This is a genomic window from Pirellulales bacterium (assembly GCA_033762255.1).
In the GTDB taxonomy this organism is placed as follows: Bacteria; Planctomycetota; Planctomycetia; order Pirellulales; family JALHPA01; genus JANRLT01.
Genome location: JANRLT010000065.1, coordinates 133653 through 159142, shown reverse-complemented (window position 1 = coordinate 159142; position 25490 = coordinate 133653). Strand labels below are relative to the sequence as shown.

Below are 25490 nucleotides of genomic sequence, written 5' to 3'. Positions count from 1 at the left end.
GGCGAAAAATCCCCAAAAAAAAGGCAATTAGCGCGGTAAAATCAAAAATCCGTGGCAAGAAGCCCCCCCGGACCTTAGAATAATTATTGAAATTACCTGGCAAGGGGATTTCCTCTTGCCCCCTTTTGTTCAATCTTTTGCCCAGCGGGGGGTCTGCCGCTTTATACGCATGACTGCACCAACACGCGCCTTGTCGTTATCTTCACACCCAGAACAGAGCGTCGGTTTGGCCGATCATAGCCGACAACTGGCGCTCCTGGCCGCTAAAATCGCCGATGATAATCGTGCCCGGGAGATCTTGATTTTGGATCTGCGCGAGGTCACCAGTGTCTTTGACTTTTTTGTCATCGCCAGCGGTTCCAGTATTCGCCAACTGCACGCCATCGCCGACGATATAGAAAAAGGGGTCGCGGAGACGCTAGGCGAAAAAAAACTGGGAATCGAAGGGTACTCCACCGGCGGCTGGTGCCTGATCGACTTTGGCGATGTGGTGGTGCATCTGTTTGATGATGCGTCCCGCGAATATTACGGCCTGGAAGAATTATGGGGCAACGCGCGGCGGTTGGAATTTGGCTCTTTAAACGTGGTTGGTTCTTGAGTTTTTGGCGGCGATTCCTCCCCTTGGAATCCCGGGTCGATCACACTCCCGCGGCATGACGACCGCGGGAGTGCTCAATAAGGCTATAGATTTTCGACCGTCTTTGACTAATGGTATTCCGGTTGCAGGACAATGACGCCTAACGGGGGCAAGGTCAATAACAGCGAATGGCTACGGCCGTGGCTTCCCTGTTCCTCCGCCATCAGGCCCGGAAAGTTGCCGACATTGCCGCCGCCGTAGTATTGGGAATCGCTGTTAAAGATTTCCCGGTACCAGCCGCCACGCGACACGCCCATTCGATAATTATGCCGCGGCACCGGTGTAAAGTTGCAAATCACCAGCACAAAATCGTCGGGGTTTTTGCCTTTGCGCAGATAAGCCAGGATGCTGTCCTGGTAATTGTGGCAGTCAACCCATTCAAAGCCGTGATAATCAAAGTCCATCTGGTGCAGCGCGGGATAATCGCAAACCAATTTATTGAGATCGCGCACGCAGTGTTGCAGTCCCTGGTGGGATTCCCATTGGAGCAAATGCCAATCCAGGCTGGATTCGTTGTTCCATTCCTGCCACTGGCCGATATCTCCCCCCATAAATAACAAATTCTTGCCCGGGTGCGTCCACATATAGCTATACAATAAGCGCAAGTTCGCGAATTTTTGCCACAGGTCGCCGGGCATTTGATCCAACAGCGATCGCTTGCCGTGCACCACCTCGTCGTGCGACAAGGGAAGCACAAAATTTTCGTGAAAGGCGTAAATCAAACTGAATGTCAACTCGTCATGGTGATATTGGCGGTGGATCGGCTCATGCCGAAAATACCGCAGCGTGTCGTTCATCCAACCCATGTTCCACTTTAAGCTAAAGCCCAAGCCGCCCAGATAGGTGGGCCGCGACACGCCCGGCCAGGCGGTCGATTCCTCGGCAATGGTCAGCACGCCGGGAAATTGCGCGTGGACTTCTTCATTGAATTTCTTCAACAAGCTAATCGCTTCCAGATTTTCCCGACCCCCGTATTGGTTGGGCAGCCATTCCCCCGCTTTGCGGCTATAGTCCAGGTACAGCATGGAGGCGACGGCATCGACCCGCAAGCCGTCAATATGATATTTATCCAGCCAAAACAGGGCGTTGCTGATTAAAAAGTTGCGAACTTCGTTCCGCCCATAATTAAAGATCATCGTTCCCCAGTCGGGGTGTTCCCCCAGTCGGGGATCGTCATGCTCGTAGAGCGCGGTGCCGTCAAACCGCCGCAAGCCATGCCCGTCCCGCGGAAAATGCGCGGGAACCCAATCCAGGATCACACCAATATTATGCTGATGGCAAAGATCCACAAAATACATAAAGTCCGCCGGCGAGCCGTATCGGCTGGTCGCCGCGTAATAACCTACCGTCTGGTATCCCCACGAGCCGCTAAACGGATGCTCGCTCACGGGAAGCAACTCGATATGGGTGTAATGCATTTCATTGCAATACTCCACTAATTGCCGCGCCAATTCGCGATAATCCAGGTAGCCAGTGGGATTTTCGCCGGGGCGTTTCCAGCTTCCCAAATGGACTTCGTAAATGTTCATCGGGGCGTCCAGGCCCTGTCGGCGTTCGCGTTCGGCTAGCCAACGGCTGTCGTTCCACTGGTAGGTGTTCAGATCGGCCACCTTGGACGCGGTGAGTGGCGGCACCTCGGCGGCAAAGCCATAGGGGTCGCAGCGATCGCTTTCGTCGTGCGCGGTTTTTACCCGGTACTTATAAATTGTCCCGGCGGCCAGTCCCGGTATAAATAGTTCCCAAAAACCGTTCGCGTGCTTGCGCATGGGATGGCGGCGGCCGTTCCATTCATTAAAATCCCCCACCACGCTGACGCCCTGTGCATTGGGCGCCCAGACGGCAAAATTGACCCCCGCCACACCTTGGCGGGTGCGGATTTGCGCTCCCAAATGCTCATAACTACGCCAGTGCGTTCCCTCGCTCAACAAATGTAAGTCAAAATCGCTCAAGGTATTTTTGTAAGCGTAAGGGTCATGAAGTGTGACTTGCTCGCCCCGTTGATTCGTGACGCGCAACAAATATTCATTCAGCGGCTGCTGCTCGTTGATTGGGCACAAGGCTTCGAACAATCCCGCGGGATGAATCCGCCGCATCGGTTGCGAGCGTTGTTGACGCGGGTCCAACAACCAGACTTGGCTACCTGTAGGCACAAATGCCCGCACCGCCAACAAGCTGCGGTTCTGGTCTTTAATTTCGTGGGGACCAAGGATATCAAACGGTTGTTGATGACGCCCCTCGGCCAAGGCGGAAATTTGATCCAATTCGACGTAAGTTCGCACGCTGTAGCCTCTTGCTAAGGAAATTCTGTCGCCAACTTGATGTTGTGTCCAGTTGACGGCGTCAATTTGGGTGAAATAGGTAATTCTTTTTGCTTATGGCGGGGATATGCTAGATAGCAACTATACATTAGTTGGCATCTACTTTTCAGTCATTCTTTTGATTACCGATGTTGAGATAAGTGGTGTTGCGGAAAGCCGCAGAGGTCCGCCCAGACCTGTTTTACTCCGCAGTGATGCAAAAACCACACCAGACTATCGCCAAGTTCCTGGATTCGCCGCCCTGTTCGACCCCAGATTAACCAGACCCGGCGGCGCAACACGCTCGGACACAATGTACGCCAATGAACTGTCGAGGGTCGTTTGGGCGTTCTAAACGCCAATGAGGCCAAACCGTCGTAGTTGCGATTTTTCGCATGTTGGCGTCCACCGACACGGTGGCTTTGGTTAGATGGCGTTAAGCGTTCTTCCACGCCCTCCGTCGGCTGCCATATTTGATAACCAGCTTCATATTCGGCAAATTCGTCTTGCTCGGTCGGAGAAGGGAGACCATGCGCGGTACGACATCGCCCCAGCGTGGGGAGCACTGGTTCTTGTTCTGGCTGGGTCACCAGTTCGTGCCTTGGCCTGGGGGAATGCTGCCCCATGACGACGGAGATGGTGGCATTTGCCCCGGCTGTTTGACGAGAGGCATCATCAAAAGATTCATGGGCCGCATCAATTCGCCAATATTTGAATTCGACTTGATGACACTGCAGCGCCCGGTCGACCCGCCGCCATAAATCGAGATTCTTGATAGGAACCAACTCGCCAAACGCCTCCCAGTGCCATTGATTGGCACGCCATTCCTCTAGGCCGTGGCGAATCCCCTGCCGCACGTATTGGCTATCCGTGACCAGGGTAACACGGGCGGGTTGGGGGACGGACTCTAATCCGCGCACCACGGCCAACAACTCTAGCCGTTCTCGCGAAGGGATTTCCTCTGTCTCTGAAACTTCCAGTTGGCCCCCCCCGTTAGTCCCTCGCAGGGTAAATTGCCAATTGCCCCGCGCGCCCGCCAGCGAAGTCTGGGTGTGCAATAAATAGTGCGGGCGCTGCGTGCGCATGGCATACCTGGCGGGTGGAAGGGCGAGCCGCCTGGCCCCTGGGTTTGCGCGGATCCAGCGGGAATCCAAGGTTGTCGGAATCAACCTTGACTCAACCGCCGCGGACGATCGGGAAACACCGGGGCACAGGCATCCAACACGGACTGTTGCCCAAAACTGTTCAGGAGGCAATTTCGGGAACTAATTTGCCTATCGTCAAAGCTAAGCTAGACTCTGCAAATTACCCGGATGTTAAAGTCTCGCTTTTCGGCACTCTTTTTGGGACCCGCCCATACAACCGTTGAGTTTGCTAAGATAGTCCCGAATCCTGTTTTGCGAAGTGTTGCTGCAATCCGACGCCGCGGATGTAATTAGATCACAAAAATCAGCTTTTCAACGGGTGAATTGGCATGTGGGGGTGGTGGCGGTACATTCACGAGCGGCTCCTTCGATACTGGCGCGCTTGGGCGGGACCGCGCACGCTAGGCCAACGGGGGGAATACGCCGCGAGACGCTACCTGCAAGCCCGGGGGTATCGCATATTACACGTCAATTATGAGATATTAGGTGGGGAGCTGGATATTGTGGCCCTGGATGGGCGGACGATAGTCTTTGTCGAGGTCAAAACCCGCAAGGACGAAAGCGCGGAAGCAGCGCTTTCCGCCGTGGACGTCGAAAAGCAGCGGCAACTCAGCCGAGTGGCGCTGGCGTATTTGCGGCGGTACCACTTGCTGACGGAACGAGCGAGATTTGACGTATGCGGCGTGATCTGGCCAGAACAAGGGGGCCAGCCCATCATTCAACACATCCGGCACGCCTTTGAGGCGAGTTTTTGAGCTAAGAATGGCGTCAAGGTGGCAGATTAGCGGGTGTCGGCCAGGAGGGACCGCTGCCAGGCGGTAATTTTGGTAATTCCCTCCCTGGCGAGTGTTAGCAGGGCCTGTAGTTCGGCATCATCAAAAGTCGCTTCTTCGCCGGTTCCTTGAATTTCCACAAATTTGCCCCGTCCCGTCATGACCACGTTCATATCCACGGCGGCGGCGACATCCTCGACATAATTTAGGTCTAGTAGCGGTCGGCCATCAACGATCCCCACGCTAATGGCGGCAATACTATCCAGCAAGACCGGCCGGGCGGGGTCTAATTGGGAAGAGATCGCCCCCAGGGCATCGCAGAGGGCCAGGTAGGCTCCGTTAATGCTGGTTGTGCGGGTGCCGCCATCCGCCTCGAGCACTTCGCAATCGCAAACGATCGTCCGTTCGCCCAGGGCGTCCAGATCGACAATCGCCCGCAACGCTCGGCCGATAAGGCGTTGAATTTCGGTGGTGCGGCCATCGACTTTGCCGTCGCGTTCCCGTTTTTTGCGGGGAGCGGTGGACGAGGGGAGCATGTTGTATTCGGCGGTGAGCCAGCCGGTCCCCCGGCCAATCATCCATTCGGGGACTTTGGGCTCGACGGCGGCGGTGCAGAGTACCGTCGTGCCGCCAAATTTGACCAGCACACTTCCGGGAGCGGTGCGCGTGAACCGCCGCAAAGCAGTATGGGGGCGTAAATCGGCGGGTTGGCGGCCATCGGAGCGCATGAAAATTGCTTTTCTGTAGGTGACGTATTGTGTATCGCGGGGGGCGGATTATTAGCGCGCCGGAAAGTTTCTGGACAGGACCATAGAGCCAAAATCGCCGTGATCTACTTCAGATATTACGCTATTTTAGAATTCTTTGTTACTGCTCATTTGCCAAGTTAGATCAATTTTTATTTATGAATTTTCATTTTATTGATTGCATTCTTTCCGGTTTCCCCGGCTGCCAACGCTCGGAACAGAGAACCCCACACGGGAAATCCCCCTATTCCGAGCGTTGGAGCATGGGGTGCCGGTCCCCCGATAGCCATGGCGGCGGGTCGTGATCTGCCATTGACCTGCGCCATGGCCGGCAAAAGCGAGAAATAACGTCTTGGGACGCCCGTTCCGAGGAGTGCCATCCAGCGCCTCTCCCCGGGGTCTTGGCGGAAGAACGTTGTGATTGGAACAAAAGCGCGTCGCCAGGCCGGTTATTGAACCGACGGCTGCGTTTGCAGAGCCTGTTGTTCGTTGTAGGCCTTCATCGCGGCGGCTTCTTGGGCAAGCTTAAATTTCGGGCCGGTGGGGAAATATTGAATGTCGTCCTTCAGGTAGTAGCCGCTGGGAAGGGTTTGCCCCCCCACGTCCACCTGGCAACCGGTAAATGCCGCCAGCGTACCACACATGAGGGTGCATCCAATGGTGCGCGAGAGCCAAACCTGACGAGAGTGGGCCGGCATAAATGGAATTCTCCGATCAAAAGCCACGAACCCGAGACATAATGACCGCTTTTTCCGCATGGAAAAGTCGGCACAAAAGTTATCGTCGGCATAGTCGGCAAAATTTAACATTTTTGACAAAATGCCAGCGAATATCCGTTAACTTGCTAGCGGCTGTATACCCCAGGGGGCGGCAGCCGCTGGATTTTCTGATCGCTGTTATTTCGCATTCCCCGGCCAAACCGGATAAAATGAAACGTTAAGTACCGCTAGCACGCGCGGTCCGCGGTTTTCCCTTTGTTACCCAACATTTGACGGGATGATATTTTCCCGTCAGTTTTCCCCGCCTGTCCGAGGCAAATCATGAAACCATCACCAGGGCTGGTTGCTCACGGCGCGCTTGCCGACTCTTTTTTCCTGGCGACCCGGACTGCCGCATGGCAAACAAACCACCCGCTTCATCAACGCCGCGGCTGGCTGGCGATCGTCCCTTGGATCTGTCTGGCTTTGGGGCTAGTGTGGCCCGCGCGGGATTGTCACGCCCAAATGGGGACCGTCCTGAGTCCAACGTACTATAGCGCGGTGGCGGGCTTGCACGAGGGGAGCTATCAGGCCGCGTTGAATGCGTTTAATGACGAACTGCGCGGCAGCATCAAGTTTGGCACCAATCGCTGGATAGACGCGATTTGTTATTACACGATGATCGGCGAGAGCTATTATCGGCTGGGAAACTTTGAACGGGCGGTGGAAAATTACGGCGCGGCCCTGGCGCTATCCATGCAGTATGCCAACTGGTTGCAGTCGATCAATTTTCCCGGGCAGATCAACTCGCAAAATCATGTGGTGTTTCCGTGGGGGACCCGCTCGCCCGAGACCAAAATGGGAAAGTTTCCCGCGACGATCCTCATGTCCCAGGGAGCGCCCGTGACCGAGGCGACCCTGCAAAAAGGGGGCGTGATCAATCCGCCGAAGCAAGTCTCGGTCCCGGTTCAGGAAATCGTGCGCTGCACGATCCTGGCGATCAAGCGGCGGGCGGAGTTGTTAGGCCCCGTGGCCAAGCATGACACGTTGCTCACACAAATGCTGGATAGCCTGCAAAAAAATCCCGGCCCCCCCAATAGCTGGTCGCAGGCCTGGCACGATGTGCAGGTGGGCACCGCGCTTGCCGCCACGGGGGACAAGGGGCAGGCCATCGCGTTTCTTAAACGCGGAATCGCCCTTAATGGCGAACTGGACCACCCCCTGACCTGCTACGCCTTGGTCGGCTTGGGGCATATCTATCTCGAGGATAATAAATTTGACGAAGCGAACGTCCTCTTTGCGCAGGCGACCTGCGCCGCCGCCGAGTTTGGCGATTTAACCATTCTGGAAGAAGCCTTTCGCTATAGCTACCTGGTCCACACCCTCCGCAATCAAAAAGGGGTCTTTAAAGAGCTAGAACCCGCCTCCGCCTGGGCAAAAAAAGGGGGCTACAAGGAACTCTGGGCGTCGCTTACCATCCTGGCCGCGGAAAGTGCCGCGCTCAATGATCAAACAAAATTAGCCAGCGCGCTGCTGACCGACGCCCGAGCCAAGATTGGCCGCAGCCAGTTGTTGATTGGCGAGGTGGGGGTCCGGTTGAATTACATCACCGCGCTCACCGAATATCAGGCGGGCAAACTAGCGACCGGCGACGCCGCCTGGATGAAATGCCAGGAGCTAGGCAAAAACCATAGCAAATGGCTGTACCACTTGCTGGTGACCGCGGCCCGTTTGGCAAATAACAATCTCAGCGAACGGAATGCGCTGCTCATTTTTGAGCAATTGGCCGGCGATCCCTCTTCCGCCGATTGGGCCAAACGCCCGCTGGATTCGTTGTTAACGCTTTCCAATTCGCATCAACCGTTATTCGAACAGTGGTTTGAATTAACCTTGCCCAAGTCCCCGGAGCGGGCGTTTGAAATTGCCGATCTGGCCAAGCGGCACCGACTGTTCAATTCGCTTCCGTTTGGCGGGCGGGCTTTGTCGATTCGTTGGATCCTCGAAGGCCCCGCCGAGTCGCTCGATCAAACGGCCCAACTGCAACGCCAGGATTTGGTGGTTAAATACCCCCAATATGCCGAGCTGGCCCAGCAATCCGCCAAGCTGAAAGCCGCCATCGCCCAGCTTCCTCTGGCCACCACCAAGCCCGAAGATGCCCGCAAGCAGGCCGATCTGATGAACGAATGGCTGCAAGTTTGCAACGCGCAAGAGTTGCTCATTCGCCAGATGACGCTACGGCGGGAAGCGACCAATTTGGTTTTTCCCCCCAAGATCGCGTTTAACGATTTGCAGCAACGGCTCCCCCAGGGCCAGGTCGCGCTATTGACGTATGCCACATCGCGGCACATTTATGCCATGCTAATTTCTAAAAACAAATACGCCCAGTGGCGGGTGGCCGATCCGGCGCTGCTAGAGAAAAAGACCGTGGCGTTTTTGCGGTCCCTGGGAAATATCGACCCCAATCGGGACCTGGGTGTGGCGCAATTGAAAGAGGATGCCTGGAAGCTGGCGGGCAAGGAATGCATTGACACGTTTTTGGCCGGCTCAAAGGTAAATTTTGGCCACTCCTTTGCCGAGCTTGTCATTATTCCCGACGGACTGCTGTGGTATCTCCCCTGGGAAGCGGTCCAGGTGGGAGATCCCCAGGCCCCCGTTTCTTTCTTATCTAAAACGCGCATTCGCTACGCGCCGACCATGGGGCTGGCGCTGGGGCGGACTACTCCCCGCCCGGCCCAGTTAGAAACAGGAATCGTGGCGGGAAAATTTCATCCCCGCGGCGAGGCGAGCCACACCCTTGACGCGCAGGCCAAACTGGCCGACAAACTCCCCAAGAGCCAACCACTGAAAGCGGGGCTAAATGTCCCCTCCCCGCTATTTGGCGGATTTATCGAACAATTGATTGTCTTGGATGATTTGGCGGTCATGGGCAAAGGGGCCTGGGACTGGGCTCCTTTAAATTTAGACAAGGGCGTGGGTATCGGGGCGGTCGCCAATTGGCTGATCCTTCCCTGGAAACGGATCGATATTGTGATTTTGCCCGGCTTTCACACCGTTGCCGAGGACGCCGTGCGCAATACCAAACTAGGGAATGGCCAGGACATGTTTTTGACCGCGTGCGGCATGATGTCGCATGGAGCCAGAACGGTCCTGATTTCACGTTGGCGGACCGGCGGCGGGGTGGCGTATGAACTCATTCGCAATTTTGTCGCGGAACTCCCCCAGATGAGCGCTCCACAGGCCTGGCAACGGAGCGTGGAACTCATCAAGTCCTGGCCCATCGAACCCACGCTGGAGCCGCGCTTAAAAACCCCGCCCAAGGCTGAGGAACTCATCGCTAGCCACCCCTTTTGGTGGGCGGGTTACATTTTGATAGATACCGGTCTGCCCGGCCTGGACGATCCCCCCCCCGAGGTCCCTCCCGCGGCCGATCCTGCGGCTGATCCTCCCAAACAACTCCCCCCATTGCCGCCGGCTGATCCCGCGGCCGATGCTCCTAAAGAACTCCCCCCATTGCCGCCGGCTGATCCAGCGCAAGCAGAGCAGCCAACTCCGCCAAAGGACAGCAAGGAGTAATCACGCATAAGAGTCATGGCGTAATAGAGTCGTAGAGCATGATATTTCTCCAGTATCCCCCAAGAAAAAATTACCAGACATCAAATGCCCGGTTCACCGGGAATGCGAATCGACCACCAGACTGCGCAATTCCGCCGCTAAAAAGAATGAGCCGGTAATACAGATCACGTCATCATTTGCGGCCCAATTTTGCGCGAGTTCCCAGGCGGTCGCGGGGTCGGCGACGGCCAGCGCGCGTGGCGCGTGAAGCGGTTTACGACGAAAAGTAAAGCGGGAAGTTGAGGGGCGAATCGATCCACGGTCAGGGTAACCGGTCATCTCCCACCCCTCGGCGGTTCCCAGAAGCTGGGATTGCGGGGTGGCTCCCTTCTTTCCCGCGCGACGCTGCACAATTTCTGAAAAATCCGCCTGCAATTGTTGCAGCGGGTAGGCTCGCGGGTTATGGGCATATTGGGTCAAGATCACGCCGTCAAAGGCCCCCGCCACCTGGGTGAGCATTTGTTGAACGGGCTTTTCGCGGGTTGTGGCAAAAATCAGCCATTTCTGCCGACCGGGATAATTCTCGCGCAAGGTTTCCAATAAGGCGGCAATCGAGGCTTCATTGTGGGCCGCATCCAAAATCGTCAACGGGTTCTGGCGGACTACCTCGATCCGCGCGGGCCAGCGGCAATTTGCCAATCCAGCTTCGATTGCCGCAGTGGAGACATTCCAACCGGCGGCTTGCAATCGGCTAATCGTTGCCAAGGCCAGGGCAGCATTCGCCGCTTGATGTCTGCCAGACAAACCCAGGTCTAGCTTTTGGAACTGGGGAACTAAGGAACTAGCCTGGTTACTTTGTGCGGAATTTCGGGAAAAATAATCAACCCGGGCCGGCGTGCCAATTTCGGGACTCGGTAAGTAACAAAAGTCAAAGTCCTGGCCCAACTGGGATAATGGGGCATTTTGCCGAAGGGCAATGTTCGTAATGACTTGACGTGGTTCATTTGCTAACACGCCGCTAACAATCGGGGTGTTGGGTTTGATGATTCCACCCTTTTCATAGGCAATCTGCGCCAGGGTGCGGCCTAATTGTTTTGTATGATCAAAACTAATATTGGTGATCACACTCACCAACGGTTTGACAACATTCGTAGAGTCCAGCCGTCCCCCCAGGCCAACCTCGACCACGGCAAGCTGGCAACCCCGCCGGGCAAAGTGCAGCAGGGCCATGGCGGTCGTCAATTCAAAATAGGTTGGTCCGGAGTCAAAGCGGTAATTCCGGGCCTGGGCACAATCGGTGTCGATTTGGTCGGCTGGGTGGCGTACCAGGTTGACTAACTCGACAAATTCGGCGGGTTCACAGGGGGTGCCGTTGATCTGGATCCGCTCTTCAAAGCGTTCTAAATGGGGAGAAGTGTACAATCCGGTGAGATATTCACGGGACAAAATGGCACTTAAGAGCGCCGCGGTCGAGCCTTTTCCCTTGGTACCGGTAATATGCACAATCCCGTACTCATCCTGGGGGTTTCCCAGCAACCGCAGCAACAGCCGCATCCGATCCAGGCGAAACTCTCCCCGCTGGTACGGCTGCATGGGGATCCGCTCATAATTGATGCGTCCCAGCAGATAATCGATCGCTTTGCTGTATCTTCCGGCCACGCCACAACCCGCGCGCAAGCGCGCTAAAAAATGAATCCGCCTGGGGAGGAAAGGGCAAATCCCCCGGGCGCGAACTTGTTCCCGGGGCAAAAGCATTTTATGATAAGATTTTGCCGATTGCCCAGGGAGTGCGCCGGCTGGGGTGGAGGGGCCAGCGAAGGGCGAAGTGCCGGGGCGGCTGCTCCGCCTGAACTAGCCCGCAATTTGAGGCGTAACTACGGGTAGCTTGGCAATTTTTGGCATAAACTCCTCCTCCGCGCGCGTCTGTGGCGCAGTTTTGCTAGGTTTTGACGTTTTTTACCGGAATCAACATGGCTAGTCCTATTGCCACCGCCGAGCTTGCCGACCCAAACGGCTCTTCCCTACCTATTTCGCCAGGGCAGCCCCCCAAACGGGAAATTGTCGCCGAGGCCCGCAATCTGAGTAAAATCTATCGCGATTTTTGGGGAAGGCAAAAAGTCTGGGCGTTAAAAGCGCTGGATCTCAATATCTTGCGGGGGGAGGTGTTTGGTCTCTTGGGGCCAAATGGTTCGGGAAAAACCACCACTATTAAACTGCTGTTGGGGCTGTTATTTCCCACTTCGGGCAAGGCGCTCGTCTTTGACCGCGAGGCGACCGACGTGGAAAAAAACGAGCGTTTGGGGTACTTGCCCGAGGAATCGTATTTATACAAATTTTTGAACGCGGATGAGACGCTGGATTTTTACGGGCGCTTGTTTAACATTCCGGCGGATGTGCGGCGGGAGCGGATCAATCAGTTAATCGAAGAAGTCGGCCTGGCCCGCGACCGCCGGCGGCCGCTGCGGGAATATTCCAAGGGGATGACCCGGCGGATTGGCTTAGCGCAGGCGCTGATTAACGACCCCGAACTTATCGTCTTGGACGAACCTACCAGCGGGCTGGATCCGTTGGGGACGCGGTGGATGAAGGATCTGATCCTCAAGCTCAAAGCCCGCGGAAAAACCGTGCTCATGAGCAGCCATTTGTTGGCCGATGTCCAGGACGTATGCGACCGAATCGCGATACTGCACCAGGGAGAATTGAAAGAACTGGGGCGGGTGGATTCGCTATTAAAGGTGCGCGACCAGACCGAGCTGCGCACCTCTTCCATGTCCGCCGCCTGCGAAGCGGAAATCCGGCAGGTTCTAGCCAGGCATGACGTCCGGGTCGAACGGCTAGATCATCCAACTACGACCCTGGAAGAGCTTTTTTTGGCCATTGTGCGCGATAGCGAGGCCCGACCCGGCCGCCGCTCGATTGATGAGGGTTGATCACGCATTCTCGCGCCTGCCGGGGGGATTATTACCGGACTGGCGGTGTGTAGGATTTTTTCCAGTAATAGGCCAAACGCCAGCGGGCTGATGTTGCGAATAGCTAGCTCAATTTTTTGAAGATACGCATGGTTTACGAATACGAATATCTGCCGTTTTACGACTGGCTGACCGACATCCTGTTGGGAAAAGGTCCGACGTGGTACTTCTTTGCCCTGTTTTTAGGTTTGGTGGGATTGTCCGTAATCGGGGCGTTGGTCGCGCTGGTGAGGTTGGGGCCCGCGGCCAGCCTGGAGGCGACTTATAATCTCTTAACGGGCACTTTTTTTGACATCATAGGTATCTCTCCCCGGCGGGTGTACGCCCTGTCAAAGCTGGTCATCCTGGAGGCGTGGCGGCGGAGAGTTTGGTTTGTGCTGGTGATTTTTGCCGCGATTTTGATCTTTTCCAATTTGTTCTTAACCGCCAATTCCGATGATCCGGGCAAATTATACACTACGTTTTCCTTGGGTTTTACCACGCGCTACTTAGCGCTGTTTTTGCTGTTGATTCTCAGTGTGTTTAGCATTCCCCAGGACTTCAAAAACAAAACCATTTTTACCGTCGCCACCAAGCCGGTTCGCACATCCGAGTTGATTTTGGGTCGTATATGCGGGTTTATGGCCCTGGGAACGTTTTTGCTGGTGGTGATGGGGACCGTTAGCTACTTTTACTTGGTCTTAAGCCTGCAACACACCCATGACCTGGACGCGGAAACGGTGTCCGCCCTGAATAGTCAAAAAGCGGGGCTGGTCAACGGCAAAACGACGCTTGCGCAGGATCATTTTCACCTTTTGCGGCATGACCCCAAAGTGGAGGAAATGTGGACGGAATTTCAGTTTGGGCATCGGCATGAAATTATAAAAAATCCCGATGGCAGTTACACGCTGCGCGAACCGGAGGAACTGTTGCGGGCGCGGGTCCAGCAACTGGGGACCCTAAAAATTCGCGACGAATACAACGACGAGACCAAGGACCGCGGCGTCAGCGTGGGCAAGGAATGGTCGTACCGGTCGTTCATCGAGGGGAGCAGCCCGATGGCGGCGATTTGGACATTTAAGGATATCACGCCCGAACGGTTTCCGCGGGGGTTGCGATTGGAGCGCACGATTCGTGTGTTTCGCACGTCGCAGGGGGTGATTGACCGGCCGCTCTCGGGGACCATTACGCTGCGCAATCCGCAAACCCGGGTGGAAAGCCGTCCGATTGAATTTTTGTGCAAGGATAACGAGATCGACACGTTTGAGATTCCCCTGCTAGTCGAGGTCCAGGACAAGGAGGGAAATTTGCGACAGGGGAATTTATTTGAAGACTTTGTCAGCGCGGACCATGAACTGCAAATTCTCGTGCAGTGTTCCGCCCCCCAACAATACTTTGGCATGGCGCAGCGTGATTTGTACATCAAGGGGGCCGATATCCCCTTTGAGTGGAATCTGGTCAAGGCGCTGTTTTGCATGTGGCTGCAAATGCTCATCATCGTCAGTTGCGGCGTGTTCTTTAGCACGGTGGTCAGCGCGCCGGTCGCGCTCTTATGCACGGTTGGATTTTTAATTTTTGGGATGAATTTACAGTTCATCAACGATATCACCACCAGCGAACTCTTTATGGAAGAAGGGGCCCGGCTCAAAAAGTATTATGGCGGCGGTCCGCTGGAGGCCACGTATCGCATATTTACCGGCATGAATGTCATCATGCCCCTCGAGAAAACCCCCTTAAGCGCCGTCATCAAGTCCGTCGACCGCCCCATTTTGTGGACCATGTATTTTACCCGCCTGCTCATACCCAACTTTGACCAGTTCAACACCGTATCAATATTGCAGCAGGGATTTAATATCCCCGGCGAACTGGTGGCCCAATTGGCTTTTCAAGCGTTTTTCTTTGCCTTTACGGCGTTTCTGCTTGGCGTGGCCCTGCTGCGCCTGCGCGAGGTGGCATCATGAATTTTGATCGCGGCTGGCAACGTAAATTGCTTTATTTGGGCGGGATTATCCTATTGCTATTGCCCCTGGCTTATTTGGGCCAGCCCGCCGGCAAGGCTAGCGACGCCGCCGGCAATGGCGGCGGTTACGCGGGCAAACTGGCCCAACTGCGCAATGAATACAACCTGAGCACGGCCAACCTGGGGGAGATCGATCCCGCCGGGGCCACCATGCAGCAACTGTTGTTTGGCATGAACTGCTGGGCCGTGTCGCAGCTTTCCAGCCAGGCGCACGAGTATCAAAAAAAGGAAGACTGGGAGAACCTGCGCGCCACCTTGGAGCAGATACTCAAATTACAGCCGAATTATTGGAAAGTCTGGGACTTTCAGGCGCATAATCTGTCTTACAACCTCTCGGTCGAATATGACGATTACCGCGCGCGGTACAAGCAAGTGACCGTCGGCTTTAATTTTTTAAAGGAAGGCATTTTACTGAATAAGACGGAGGCCCGCCTGCCCCACAAGCTGGCCTGGTACATCGGCCACAAAATCGGCCGCGCCGACGAAAAACGCCTGTATCGGCGGTTGTTTCAACAAGACTGGATGAACCTCTTTCATGCCAAGGACGACCCCGACCGCCCCCTGGAAAAACGCGACAATTGGCTGGTGGCCAAGGATAAATTCATTGAAGCCACCAACCAGGCGGACGCCCTGATTGATCGCGGGATTCCCCTCAAAACCACCACGCCATACCTCTTTTATAAGGAAACCGCCTGGTCGCAGATTAGCTATGCCGAGGCGCTGATGGAGGAAGGCCAATTAGAAAAAGGCCGTCCCGCCTGGGAACAAGCCAAACAGGATTTGGATGAATTTTCCAATCGCAAGTTCGAAATCGAAAACACCCGCGTGGTCGCGACCGTGGGGGAGCTGGAGGCTATCGACGAAAAAATCGCCGAGTTGTCCAAACAGTTGGACAATCTGGTCCCCGGAGAGCGCGAGCGGCTCACCGCGGAAAAAATCGCGGCGGTCTCGGATCCCCAGGCCCGCGCCGCCCTGTTAAAGCCCAAATTGCAGCGCACCGTCGAGGAATACCAATTGGCCGGCGAACATGAACACGAGGTCAAGGTTACCTGGCATGAACTGGCCGACCAGGCTGTGGATCCCGCCGTGCGCACCCAAGCAAAAAACCTGGCAAACGAGATTATCCGCCAGGAAGAGCGGCAATTTGAAGTCGATAGCATGCGCGGGCCGCTCAATTACAACTATTGGAAGACCCGCGTCATCGTCGAGAACGAGCCGGACATGCGGGCCACGCATCAACATATTTATGACGCCAAGCAACTGTTTAAGGCAGGCAAGCCCCACGAATCCGTGGCCGAATATGAAAAAGCCTGGTGTCTGTGGCGCGGTATCTTAAACCGCTTTCCGTTATTGCGGAATGATTCGATCACCCCCGAGGAAATCAACGACGATATCCAGCTTTACCGCAAAAGCCTGCAAACCGCGCAATTAAAATTTCCCGAAAATTTTGTGTTGCAGGATGTGGTGGATATCGCGGAAAAGGGATTGTATGGCGGCACGGTCCCGTTCCCCCCGGACTGCATCGATGGCCAGCCCGCCCCAGAGCCAACCACTGCGGCTCCCGCCGTTGACCCCGCCAGTCCCGCTGGCGACGCTCCCGCAAAATCCGACCCGGCCACAGCCGGTAGCGACCAGACGAGTCCGGAAAAAGCAAATCCCGCCAAAGCCGCCACAGAATCAGCTCCTCCCGAGGGTCCCACCCCCGCCCCTCAATCCGCGGACCCAACCCCGGACAGCGTCTCCCCGCCCGCACAACCTACAGATACATTGCCTGCCGACCAGCAACCCGCTGAAAAGAGTGCCGACGAAAGCACCCCAACGGCTGATCAACCGGCCAACTCCACCCCTGCGACTACGGAATCTGTGCCAGCCACCTCCGAGCCTGTGCCAGCCACGCCTGACACCCCTGCGGCAAATCCCAAATAGCCAGACAAATCGCTCTCGGGTTAATATTCGTGCCTAAGGTTTTCTTAACCGGATGAATTAGAACTCGCAATCTTGGGAGAGGGCCTCAAATCCGCTTTGTCGCCCGTGGCCAGGGCGTTGACCGGCTTGAAACGCCCGCGGGTAGTTCTTATATTAGTGAATTACCCAATTTTTGCGTGCATTGGGGATAAATTCCCAAATTTACGGCCTGTTGATTGGCCCCGCGCCATTTCTATTGCTGTTTACGACATTTTTTAGTGTGGAGTTCCCGCCATGACGATGGACAAAAGCTTAAAAATTAAACGGGGAACTTCCAGTGCGCGAAGCGTCCTCAATCGGGCCGAACGCATTACCCGGCTCAAAACCGAGGAAAAATGGCAAGACGGCCAAAGTCCCTTTGGTCTGCCCAAGGTCCGGGTGTATAAATTGGCCATGAAGAAAAAGAAAAAAGCCAAGGAAGAAGGGGATGCCGCCGCTCCCGCCGCCAAGGGGGGCAAAAAATAGCCTTGCCGCAGCGCTACCGCGGAAAAACGCCGCTCTGGATTATCCCCGTTGTGCCCCTCCGCGTGGCGTCTGGGGGCTTTAGCCAGGGGGTTACTCTCCGTCATGAGGTTGCATCTTTTTTGGCGGTCAAATTTGCGGCATCACAGGGATGTTACTGGCATCTGGTCTCAGGCTTGGATATTGGCCTCCCGCTGGGTGGGGGGCTAAGGGTGGTAACTGGCCGCGCGTCGCGGCAGATCCAGATTTTTGCACCGCTTTTTCCCCGCGTGCCCTATGGTAGATATTACATTTTCTTGTCTTCCGCTGCGCACGATTGGCCGGTTGGATATACCGCTGGACGCCTCTCCCAAATATCAAGAACGCTGCCAGCGGATCAAAAACGCCCTGGAAAAGCATGGATCCTTTAATAGCTATTACCTTTATGACGCCATTTGTGCGTTTCAACTGACCAATCACCCCGGTCAGGGTCTGTTGGAATTTAAATTTGAAGGGACCGTTCTTACCGATCAATCCGACGCCCAGACCATTGCCACCGATCTGCGGGTCGAATTGCTGCGGGAAACATGTGATTGGCTGCGGCAACCGATTGTTGAATGGTTTCACGAAACCGTTAATCACGCCGTCCAAGCCGAATTTGACCTCTATATCCAATCCGGCGACCTTAACAAGGCAAAACAACGGGCGGAACAACTCCAGGCCAAGGCCGACGAATCCGGCGGTTACATGGGCATGTACTTGTAATCCATGATGTAGGCGTAACCCGCTGGAGGCGGGCTACCTCCCATTTCCCCTTAAAATAGCGGTGAAATAGGTGGATCAGGCAATCTAGGCCAAAAAATACTGTTTGGCGGACGTGCTCTCTCGTCTCCGGGGATTTTCTGATTTGCCGGGCCCCGCCCAGCCTTGACACCCCACCAAAGACCGCTAAATTAAAGGATTCCTGATCCCTCCTGGCATTTGCCGTCGATCAGAATCATTTGCCTGTTTACGCCGGTTATTGGCAGTAGCCCTGTTTGGAATTTTCATGCCCACAATCAATCAATTAATTAAGAGCGGTCGCAAGGTACAGCGTCGGATTACCAAGTCACCGGTGTTGGACAAATGTCCGCAAAAGCGCGGGGTGTGCTTGCAGGTTAAGACGATGACCCCCAAGAAGCCGAATTCGGCGTTGCGCAAGATCGCGCGGGTCCGTCTGAGCAATGGCAAGGAAGTGACCGTGTATATTCCTGGCGAGGGTCACAACCTGCAGGAACACTCGATCGTACTGGTGCGTGGCGGCCGCGTGCGGGATCTGCCGGGTGTGCGTTATCACATTATCCGGGGCGCGCTCGACACGCAGGGCGTGGCCGACCGCAAGCGTTCCCGCAGTTTATATGGCGCAAAAAAGGCCGCTCCCGCCAAGGGGGGCACCCCCGCCAAGAAAAAGTAGTTCCCCTGCTTTGTTGCGGGAGCTTTATTGTTTGGCGGTTGACCCGCCAGTATGTTGCATCGCTTTACCAAACATTACTTTTCCCTATCGCCGGTTGTTATGGGTCGCATTACCGCCAGTCGCACGTCGCTTCACAAAGACGCCAAATACGGCTCTTTATTGGTCAGCAAATTCATCAATTGTTTGATGCACAGCGGCAAGAAAAACATTGCCCAGGGCATTTTTTACGATGCGATGGACATCATTCAGCAAAAGCTGCCGGACGCCGACCCGCTGGAGGTGTTTACCACCGCGGTCGAGAACGTCAAACCAGCCATCGAGGTGCGCAGCAAGCGCGTTGGCGGAGCCGCGTATCAGGTGCCGATGCAGGTTAACCGCAATCGTCAGCAATCGCTGGCGATTCGTTGGTTGCTGGCCGCCGCCCGCGAGAAAAAAGGGCGTCCCATGTTTGAAAAACTGGCGGAGGAATTTATCGCCGCCTACAAGCGGGAAGGGGCCGCCATTACCAAGCGGGAAAACGTCCATCGCATGGCCGATGCGAATAAGGCGTTCGCCCACTTTGCCTGGTAAGCCACTTTCTTCCATTATTTGACACGCAGATCGCACGGGGGTTGAACCCGCCGGACTCCGCCCGAGCCGGTTGTTTCAACCCCCGTGTTTTTTTATAAAATGATCAGTCCGCCGCGCCGTCGCCGCCTGGAGCCAGCTCGCTCCCACCGAGACATTTCATCAAGCATCCGCATTATTTCCTGTATCCTGGCCGTACCGCATGCCCCGCAATATCCAGACCCTGCGAAATATCGGCATCATTGCCCATATCGATGCCGGCAAAACCACCGTCACCGAGCGCATGTTGTATTATGCCAAGGCCACCCACAAAATGGGGGAAGTCGATAAGGGAACCACCACGACGGACTTTGACCCCGAGGAACAGCAGCGGGGAATCACGATTTACTCCGCCTGTGTCAGCTTTCAGTGGCGGGGGTGCGATTTCAACCTGATCGATACGCCGGGGCACGTGGACTTTACCGCCGAGGTCGAGCGCTCGTTGCGGGTGCTGGATGGCGGGGTGGTCGTCTTTAGCGCGCGGGAAGGGGTCGAGGCCCAAAGCGAAACCGTGTGGCGGCAGGCGGATAAATATGGCGTGCCGCGGCTGGCGTTTATCAACAAATGCGACCGCGAAGGGGCCGACTTTTATGCCACGCTTGAACAAATTCGCAAACGCCTGGGAAGCCATCCCCTGTTGGTGCAAATTCCCGTCGGCATCGGCCCGCCGCATGTCAACAATCCCTTTCGCGGCGTCATCGATCTGGTCGCCATGCGGCTACTCACCTTTACTGGCGAAAAACTAGGGGCCGAGGTGATTTCCCAGGAACTCCCCGAAGACCTTCGCGACGAAGCCTCGCTCTACCGCGAGCAACTGTTGGGCGAGCTATTTAACTTTTCCAACGAACTGGCCGAGCTGGTCCTGGCCGATCAGCCGGTGCCGGAACCATTAGTCAAACAAGTGCTGCGCCAAGCCACGATTGACCGTCAGATTGTGCCGGTGCTCTGCGGGTCCGCGCTGCATTATGTGGGGATTCAGCCGCTGTTGGACGCGGTGGCCGATTATCTGCCCAGCCCCGCCGATCTGCCGCCGGTGGTGGGCGTCGATCCCAAAAACCCCGACAAACAACTGACCCGCGCGGCCAAAGAGGACGAGCCATTCTGTGGGTTGGTGTTTAAGATTTTGGCAGATAAGCATGGGGATTTGCATTTTGTGCGAATTTATTCGGGAGAGCTAAAGGCCAACAGCCGCGTGTACAATCCCGGCAAGGATAAAAAAGAAAACGCGGCGCAGTTGTGGCATATTCAGGCCGACCGCCGCGAGCAGGTCCCCACCGCCGGGGCCGGGGATATCGTGGGCGTGATCGGTCCTCGGTTTAGTATCACCGGGGATACCTTTTGCGAGACGCAAGCCCCGATCTTATTGGAATCGATCGCCTTTCCCGATACGGTCATCAGCATGGCCATCGAGCCGGAAAGCTCGCTCGAACGCAAAAAACTGGGCGAAGTTTTGGAAATGCTAAAGCGGCAAGATCCGACCTTTCGCGCGCTGGAAAACGAGGAAACCGGCCAGACGATCATCAGCGGGATGGGCGAACTTCACCTGGAAGTCATCAAGCACCGCTTGCTGCGGGATTTTAAGCTGGATGTCAAGGTGCATAAGCCGCGCGTGAGTTACAAGGAAACCGTGAACGCCGCGGCGGAAGAAACGGGCAAATGCCAACGTGTGGTCAATGGTCAAAGTCTGTTCGCCGAGTGCCGGGTGCGCATCACCCCCGCCAGCGATGACAAACCGGCCACGGTCAGCACGCAGTGGATCGCCGAGGATTCACACCAAAAGCAATGCGTGTACATCCTGCAGACCGCCTTGCGGGAACATGCCGAAGGGGGGGGATTGTACGGCTGCCCGCTATACAACTGTCATTTAGAATTACTCCCCACCACGCTGCCGGAACCGCTCCCCAACGAGGTCGCGCTGCGGATCGCGGCGGCGGACGCTTTTGACCGGGTATTAAAATCCGCGACCGTCACATTGCTGGAACCGATCATGAAGGTCGAGGTTACCACGCCGGAGGACCATGTGGGGGATGTGATTAACGACTTGCAGCAGCGAAGGGCGATGATCACGGGGTCGCAACTGCGCGGGCCGAATACGGTCTTGGACGCCGAAGCTCCACTTTCGGCCATGTTTGGCTACTCGATGGCGGTTCGCAGCCTTAGCCAGGGGCGGGCCAGCTTTACCATGGAACCGCTGCGGTATGGTCCCGCGCCGGCGGACGTGCAAGAAAGCTTTATGTAAGCATAGCCCCCCGCGGATTCAATCCATCGAGTGGAATAAACGTCCCGCCGTGGCGCCGCAATGACAGCGCCAGCACGGGACAAAAATGGCATTCTTGCGGGCGGATCTCCGTGACGGATGCGGGGGATTGATTCTTTACGGGACCAGGCGAACCAGCCAGCAAATGTAGGCCACCGGGCCGGCGTACAACACGGAATCCAGCAAATCTAGCACGCCGCCAAATCCCGGGAGCCAGTTGCCGGAATCCTTGCGCCCGACGTCCCGTTTGATGAGGGATTCAGCCAAGTCGCCGATCATTCCCGCCACGGCCAAAATCGCGCCATAAATCGCCCAGCGAATCAACTTTCCCGTCGTTGACTCCCACAGACTATCCCGCGGCCAGGAAAGCTCTCCCCAGTTACCGGTCGAGGTATCGCCCGGTGGCAAAAAGGGGGCCCACCAATATCCCAGGGCGATCGCCGCCAGGCAGGCAAAGAGGACCGCGCCGGCGGCCCCTTCCCACGTTTTTCCCGGGCTAAGGATGGGGGTCATTTGGGTGCGTCCCAGGATACGGCCCACGGTAAAGGCTCCGATGTCCCCCGCCTTGGTCACAATGACCAGGCTGGCAATGGCCAAGAGTCCCCGGGCATGCAGGTCGAACGCCCGCAGTTGCACCAGTACGCTGAGCAAAAAACCCAGGTAGCACCACGCCAGGCAATTAAGCGCCAGATGCAAGACGGGCTTGCCTGGTTCGTGATAGCGGCGCATTTCGGCGACAAAGGCGACCAGCAGCATGACCATGCCTGTGAGTCCCGGCCACCCCCAGCGTCCCAGGGGAAAATCAACGGGGTAATCGGGCCAAAAAAGCGGGACGGCGTTGCTGGAGACGATGGCCAGATTGCCGAACAGCATCACCCGCGGCGAAGGATCCCAGCCACGGGCCTGAAAGAGCCACAACAGATCGTTGGTCCCCAGAATCGCCCCGACCAGGACCAGGGGAAAGAGCCATGCCGCCGGGGGCGCGCCCCCGGCTTGTGTGCCATCCAGCCAAAACAAAGCCCCAAATCCGACGATCAGGAATCCGCCCAGTAGCAAACGCCAGTACAACACGAAATGACGCTCCTATGAGGCGTAGGGGGCAAGTTATTTTCCGTCGCGGCCAGTATTACGTAGCGGTGAATTTTAGTCGCCGTGGGGGTTCGTAGCGGCGACTTGTAGTCACCGACGCGGATTTCATTGGTTAGGGTTTACTCAATCCCAAACAATTGTAGGCTCGCCACTCTTTCTCGCTTTTATCGGCGAGGGAACTTCGCCGCTGCGTAGCGGCGACTTGTAGTCGCCGATGCGGATTTCAATCACGCAGTTCAACAGTTAAAGCTCAAAATGCCAAGCTGCTCGTCGTGAACATCATGTCGCCACGCCATCACGTGTTTAATCCTCCGAATCTGCGGTCGCGACTGGCAAAGTCCGCCAGGGCCGAATGCAGGTCGGCTTCGGCAAATTCAGGCCAGCAACGCTCGGTCACCCAAATCTCGGCATAACTAATTTGCCAAAGCAAAAAATTGCTGATACGTCGTTCTCCCGCCGTACGGATCAATAAGTCCGGATCGGGCATGCCAGCGGTATATAAATAACGGGCAAAATCATCTTCTTGCAAGAGAGCGGGTTGCAGTTCTCCGGCCAGACAGTCGGCGGCGATGCGGCGCACGGCGTCCAGGACTTCCGCTCGTCCCCCATAATTGATCGCCAGACACAGCCGCAGGCCGGTATTGGCCCCGGACAGTTCAATTGTCTTATCAATTTCCCGCAGGGTGCTTTCCGGCAGGCCTTCGCGGCGACCGATCACCGCGACTTGGATATTTTGCGCCAGGATCGTGGCCCGCTCTTCAATCATGTACTGTTCGAGCAGATGCATCAGAAAGTCCAGTTCATGCCGGGGACGTTTCCAATTTTCGCTGGATAAACAGTACAGGGTGATTTGCTCTAACCCGATGCGGGTGGCCTCCTCGGTGATGCGGCGGACGCTGGCCACCCCGCGCCGGTGCCCTTCAATCCGCGGCAAGCCCTGCCGCTGCGCCCAGCGGCCATTGCCATCCATGATGATCGCCACATGCCGCGGCAGTCGATCACGCGGTATTTCCAGTGTGGCGGCGGAATCAGTCGCGGTCATAATGATGTTAGGAAGGTATCATCACACTCCCGTGCGATGAAATAAGGACGCAGTCCTGCGTGAAAAGTGCAAACTTTGAAGGTGTATTTGAAAAAGTAAATTGGTTGGTAAGGGAGGTTGGCCGCCAATAACAGTCCCTCTCACGGAGTGAGAGGCATCCTTTTATTGCCGCCAGATTGTTTGTTCCCGATCGGGACCGACGGAGACCACCTCCACCGGCTGGCCCACCAACTCGCTCAAACGCTGTAAATATCCCTGCGCATTGGCTGGCAAATCCTCATACCGCCGCACCCCGGTAATCTCCTTTTGCCAACCGGGCAAGGTCTCGTAAATTGGTTTGGCCAGTCGCAAATCTTCGAGTTGGCTGGGAAAATCCGTTACTCGTTGGCCGTTAATCTCGTAGGCCGTGCAAACCCTCAATTCGCCCAACTCGCTCAGGACGTCAAGCAGCATCACTGCCAGGGCGTCCACCCCGCTCAATCGCGCGGTGTAGCGCGCGGCGACCACATCAAACCACCCGCAGCGACGGGGACGGCGCGTAACCGTGCCATATTCGTTCCCCTTGTCGCGGATATGTTGGCCAATTTCGTTATTTTGCTCGGTGGGAAACGGTCCCCCCCCCACACGGGTGTTGTACGCCTTGACCACGCCCAGAATTTTGTTGATCCATTTTCCGGGGACACCAGAGCCGCTGGACACGCCCACGCCCGAGCTATTGCTGCTGGTCACATACGGAAACGTGCCATGGTCAATGTCCAGCAACGCCCCCTGGGCTCCCTCAAACAGCAGTCGCTGCCCCGCTTCCACCGCATTCAGTAAAAATGTGGTGGTGTCGGCCACATAGGGTCGCAGTCGTTCGGCATAGCCCAGGTATTCGGCGTGAATTTTTGCGGGATCGAGAGGTTCCGTCTCGGGTCCGCTCCAAAGGGGCAAAAATCGGTTTTTCGCTAAGGCAATATGCTCCACCTTGTCACGAAAATCCGCTCGGTACAAATCCCCCAGGCGAATCGCGTGTGATCGACCCACTTTATCACGGTAGCACGGCCCAATGCCACGCTGGGTTGTGCCGATCGCTTCGCCCCCCGAAACACTGGCATCCATCGCCCGATCTTCGGCCATGTGCCACGGAAAAATAACATGGGCACGGTCGCTCAACTTGAGATTGGTGCCGACCTGCACGCCCCGGGCAACGAGTTGGTCAATCTCGCCCAATAAGCTGGGCGGGTTGAGAACAACGCCCCCTGTGACAACCGAGATGACCCGGGGATTAAGAATACCACTGGGGATCAGGGAGAGTTTGTAGGTTTGATCCCCCGCCACCACGGTATGGCCGGCATTGGCCCCACCTTGATAGCGAACGACAATGTCATGCTGTTCGGTCAGCAGATCGACCAATTTTCCCTTGGCTTCATCGCCCCACTGCAAACCAATCACACACGTCGCGGGCACGAGAGAGCCACCTTTCGGGGAAAAACGGGATAAATGGGGGAAAATCTGTTGAAAAAGGGGGTTTCCATGCCCGGAAACTTCTGTCGCCACATTCAGTGAAAAGCCCGGAACACGCCCAAAACAACGTATTTTATGAGTTAGAGCGACTGCTCACAAGGGTTGCCCGGGAGCACGGCTGGCATTATCTGCCGAGGAAATAGAGTGTGATATTGACGTAGGGGAGCATTAATCACCAGTAGCTAGGTGGCAAATATGCTGTCTTGATTTTGGAATTTTTGAATTCCGGGATAGATCGTACATCGTCAATATATATTATGAGTCTAATATTAAACCCTGTGTTGGCGGAATTCCGTTTTTTACCATATTTAGCCG

19 protein-coding genes are annotated in these 25490 nt (G+C 56.0%); 11 read left to right on the top strand and 8 right to left on the bottom strand.

Features of this window, described 5'->3' with window-relative positions; genetic code table 11:
* The first annotated feature begins 190 nt into the window (after positions 1-190).
* Positions 191-598, top strand: coding sequence for a ribosome silencing factor (gene rsfS / locus SFX18_18040; protein ID MDX1965052.1), 408 nt, complete (start codon positions 191-193; stop codon positions 596-598).
* A 107-nt stretch (positions 599-705) separates the two neighbouring features.
* On the opposite strand, the gene glgB is transcribed toward rsfS, so the two are convergent.
* Both glgB and SFX18_18030 read right to left on the bottom strand, forming a co-directional pair.
* Complete coding sequence (glgB, locus tag SFX18_18035) at positions 706-2730, bottom strand: 1,4-alpha-glucan branching protein GlgB (GenBank protein ID MDX1965051.1); 2025 nt, start codon at positions 2728-2730, stop codon at positions 706-708.
* A gap of 347 nt (positions 2731-3077) precedes the next feature.
* Complete coding sequence (locus SFX18_18030) at positions 3078-4019, bottom strand: RNase H family protein (protein ID MDX1965050.1); 942 nt, start codon at positions 4017-4019, stop codon at positions 3078-3080.
* A 389-nt stretch (positions 4020-4408) separates the two neighbouring features.
* On the opposite strand from SFX18_18030, the gene SFX18_18025 reads away from it, so the two are divergent.
* Positions 4409-4834 carry a YraN family protein gene (locus tag SFX18_18025; protein MDX1965049.1) on the top strand — a complete coding sequence of 142 codons (426 nt, stop codon included), beginning with the start codon at positions 4409-4411 and terminating at the stop codon, positions 4832-4834.
* A 26-nt stretch (positions 4835-4860) separates the two neighbouring features.
* On the opposite strand, the gene rph is transcribed toward SFX18_18025, so the two are convergent.
* Positions 4861-5580 carry a ribonuclease PH gene (gene rph / locus SFX18_18020; protein MDX1965048.1) on the bottom strand — a complete coding sequence of 240 codons (720 nt, stop codon included), beginning with the start codon at positions 5578-5580 and terminating at the stop codon, positions 4861-4863.
* A 467-nt stretch (positions 5581-6047) separates the two neighbouring features.
* Positions 6048-6296 carry a hypothetical protein gene (locus SFX18_18015; protein ID MDX1965047.1) on the bottom strand — a complete coding sequence of 83 codons (249 nt, stop codon included), beginning with the start codon at positions 6294-6296 and terminating at the stop codon, positions 6048-6050.
* A gap of 342 nt (positions 6297-6638) precedes the next feature.
* Between SFX18_18015 and SFX18_18010 the strand changes: the two genes are divergently transcribed.
* A complete protein-coding gene (locus tag SFX18_18010; GenBank protein ID MDX1965046.1) occupies positions 6639-9869 on the top strand; it encodes a hypothetical protein in 3231 nt (1076 codons plus the stop codon).
* 93 nt (positions 9870-9962) lie between these two features.
* Here SFX18_18010 and SFX18_18005 read toward each other — a convergent pair whose 3' ends face one another.
* A complete protein-coding gene (locus SFX18_18005) occupies positions 9963-11603 on the bottom strand; it encodes a folylpolyglutamate synthase/dihydrofolate synthase family protein (protein ID MDX1965045.1) in 1641 nt (546 codons plus the stop codon).
* Positions 11604-11818: 215 nt separating this feature from the next.
* Here SFX18_18005 and SFX18_18000 point away from each other — a divergent pair, with 215 nt between their 5' ends.
* From SFX18_18000 to fusA, 8 genes are all read left to right on the top strand, one after another.
* Positions 11819-12778 (top strand): ABC transporter ATP-binding protein, encoded by a 960-nt coding sequence (locus SFX18_18000; protein ID MDX1965044.1) that lies wholly within the window; start codon positions 11819-11821, stop codon positions 12776-12778.
* Positions 12779-12906: 128 nt separating this feature from the next.
* Entirely contained in the window at positions 12907-14757 is a 1851-nt protein-coding gene (locus SFX18_17995; GenBank protein ID MDX1965043.1) for a hypothetical protein, read from the top strand.
* On the top strand, positions 14754-16742 hold the full coding sequence (locus tag SFX18_17990) for a hypothetical protein (protein ID MDX1965042.1): 1989 nt from the start codon (positions 14754-14756) through the stop codon (positions 16740-16742). Before SFX18_17995 ends, SFX18_17990 begins: the two co-directional genes overlap by 4 nt.
* A gap of 273 nt (positions 16743-17015) precedes the next feature.
* Positions 17016-17246, top strand: a complete 231-nt coding sequence (locus SFX18_17985; GenBank protein ID MDX1965041.1) for a small basic protein — start codon at positions 17016-17018, stop codon at positions 17244-17246.
* 273 nt (positions 17247-17519) lie between these two features.
* Entirely contained in the window at positions 17520-17987 is a 468-nt protein-coding gene (locus SFX18_17980) for a hypothetical protein (protein MDX1965040.1), read from the top strand.
* Between the two features lie 283 nt (positions 17988-18270).
* On the top strand, positions 18271-18675 hold the full coding sequence (rpsL, locus tag SFX18_17975) for a 30S ribosomal protein S12 (protein MDX1965039.1): 405 nt from the start codon (positions 18271-18273) through the stop codon (positions 18673-18675).
* Between the two features lie 99 nt (positions 18676-18774).
* The gene (gene rpsG, locus SFX18_17970) at positions 18775-19245 is read left to right on the top strand and encodes a 30S ribosomal protein S7 (protein MDX1965038.1); all 471 of its coding nucleotides are present in this window, start codon (positions 18775-18777) and stop codon (positions 19243-19245) included.
* Between the two features lie 199 nt (positions 19246-19444).
* Positions 19445-21520, top strand: coding sequence for an elongation factor G (fusA, locus tag SFX18_17965; GenBank protein ID MDX1965037.1), 2076 nt, complete (start codon positions 19445-19447; stop codon positions 21518-21520).
* A 135-nt stretch (positions 21521-21655) separates the two neighbouring features.
* Here fusA and SFX18_17960 read toward each other — a convergent pair whose 3' ends face one another.
* From SFX18_17960 to SFX18_17950, 3 genes are all read right to left on the bottom strand, one after another.
* Positions 21656-22609, bottom strand: a complete 954-nt coding sequence (locus SFX18_17960) for a phosphatidate cytidylyltransferase (protein ID MDX1965036.1) — start codon at positions 22607-22609, stop codon at positions 21656-21658.
* A gap of 313 nt (positions 22610-22922) precedes the next feature.
* On the bottom strand, positions 22923-23669 hold the full coding sequence (locus tag SFX18_17955; protein ID MDX1965035.1) for an isoprenyl transferase: 747 nt from the start codon (positions 23667-23669) through the stop codon (positions 22923-22925).
* A 162-nt stretch (positions 23670-23831) separates the two neighbouring features.
* Positions 23832-25118 carry an adenylosuccinate synthase gene (locus tag SFX18_17950; protein ID MDX1965034.1) on the bottom strand — a complete coding sequence of 429 codons (1287 nt, stop codon included), beginning with the start codon at positions 25116-25118 and terminating at the stop codon, positions 23832-23834.
* Positions 25119-25490: the final 372 nt, after the last annotated feature.

Coding starts and splice junctions, on each gene's coding strand:
- SFX18_18030 (MDX1965050.1), bottom strand. CDS start 4,019: ATGCGCACGCAGCGCCCGCACTATTTATTGCACACCCAGACTTCGCTG.
- SFX18_17985 (MDX1965041.1), top strand. CDS start 17,016: ATGACGATGGACAAAAGCTTAAAAATTAAACGGGGAACTTCCAGTGCG.
- glgB (MDX1965051.1), bottom strand. CDS start 2,730: ATGCGGCGGATTCATCCCGCGGGATTGTTCGAAGCCTTGTGCCCAATC.
- SFX18_18025 (MDX1965049.1), top strand. CDS start 4,409: ATGTGGGGGTGGTGGCGGTACATTCACGAGCGGCTCCTTCGATACTGG.
- SFX18_17980 (MDX1965040.1), top strand. CDS start 17,520: ATGGTAGATATTACATTTTCTTGTCTTCCGCTGCGCACGATTGGCCGG.
- fusA (MDX1965037.1), top strand. CDS start 19,445: ATGCCCCGCAATATCCAGACCCTGCGAAATATCGGCATCATTGCCCAT.
- SFX18_17990 (MDX1965042.1), top strand. CDS start 14,754: ATGAATTTTGATCGCGGCTGGCAACGTAAATTGCTTTATTTGGGCGGG.
- SFX18_18015 (MDX1965047.1), bottom strand. CDS start 6,296: ATGCCGGCCCACTCTCGTCAGGTTTGGCTCTCGCGCACCATTGGATGC.
- SFX18_17955 (MDX1965035.1), bottom strand. CDS start 23,669: ATGACCGCGACTGATTCCGCCGCCACACTGGAAATACCGCGTGATCGA.
- SFX18_18000 (MDX1965044.1), top strand. CDS start 11,819: ATGGCTAGTCCTATTGCCACCGCCGAGCTTGCCGACCCAAACGGCTCT.
- SFX18_17995 (MDX1965043.1), top strand. CDS start 12,907: ATGGTTTACGAATACGAATATCTGCCGTTTTACGACTGGCTGACCGAC.
- rph (MDX1965048.1), bottom strand. CDS start 5,580: ATGCGCTCCGATGGCCGCCAACCCGCCGATTTACGCCCCCATACTGCT.
- rpsG (MDX1965038.1), top strand. CDS start 18,775: ATGGGTCGCATTACCGCCAGTCGCACGTCGCTTCACAAAGACGCCAAA.
- rpsL (MDX1965039.1), top strand. CDS start 18,271: ATGCCCACAATCAATCAATTAATTAAGAGCGGTCGCAAGGTACAGCGT.
- SFX18_18010 (MDX1965046.1), top strand. CDS start 6,639: ATGAAACCATCACCAGGGCTGGTTGCTCACGGCGCGCTTGCCGACTCT.
- SFX18_18005 (MDX1965045.1), bottom strand. CDS start 11,603: ATGCTTTTGCCCCGGGAACAAGTTCGCGCCCGGGGGATTTGCCCTTTC.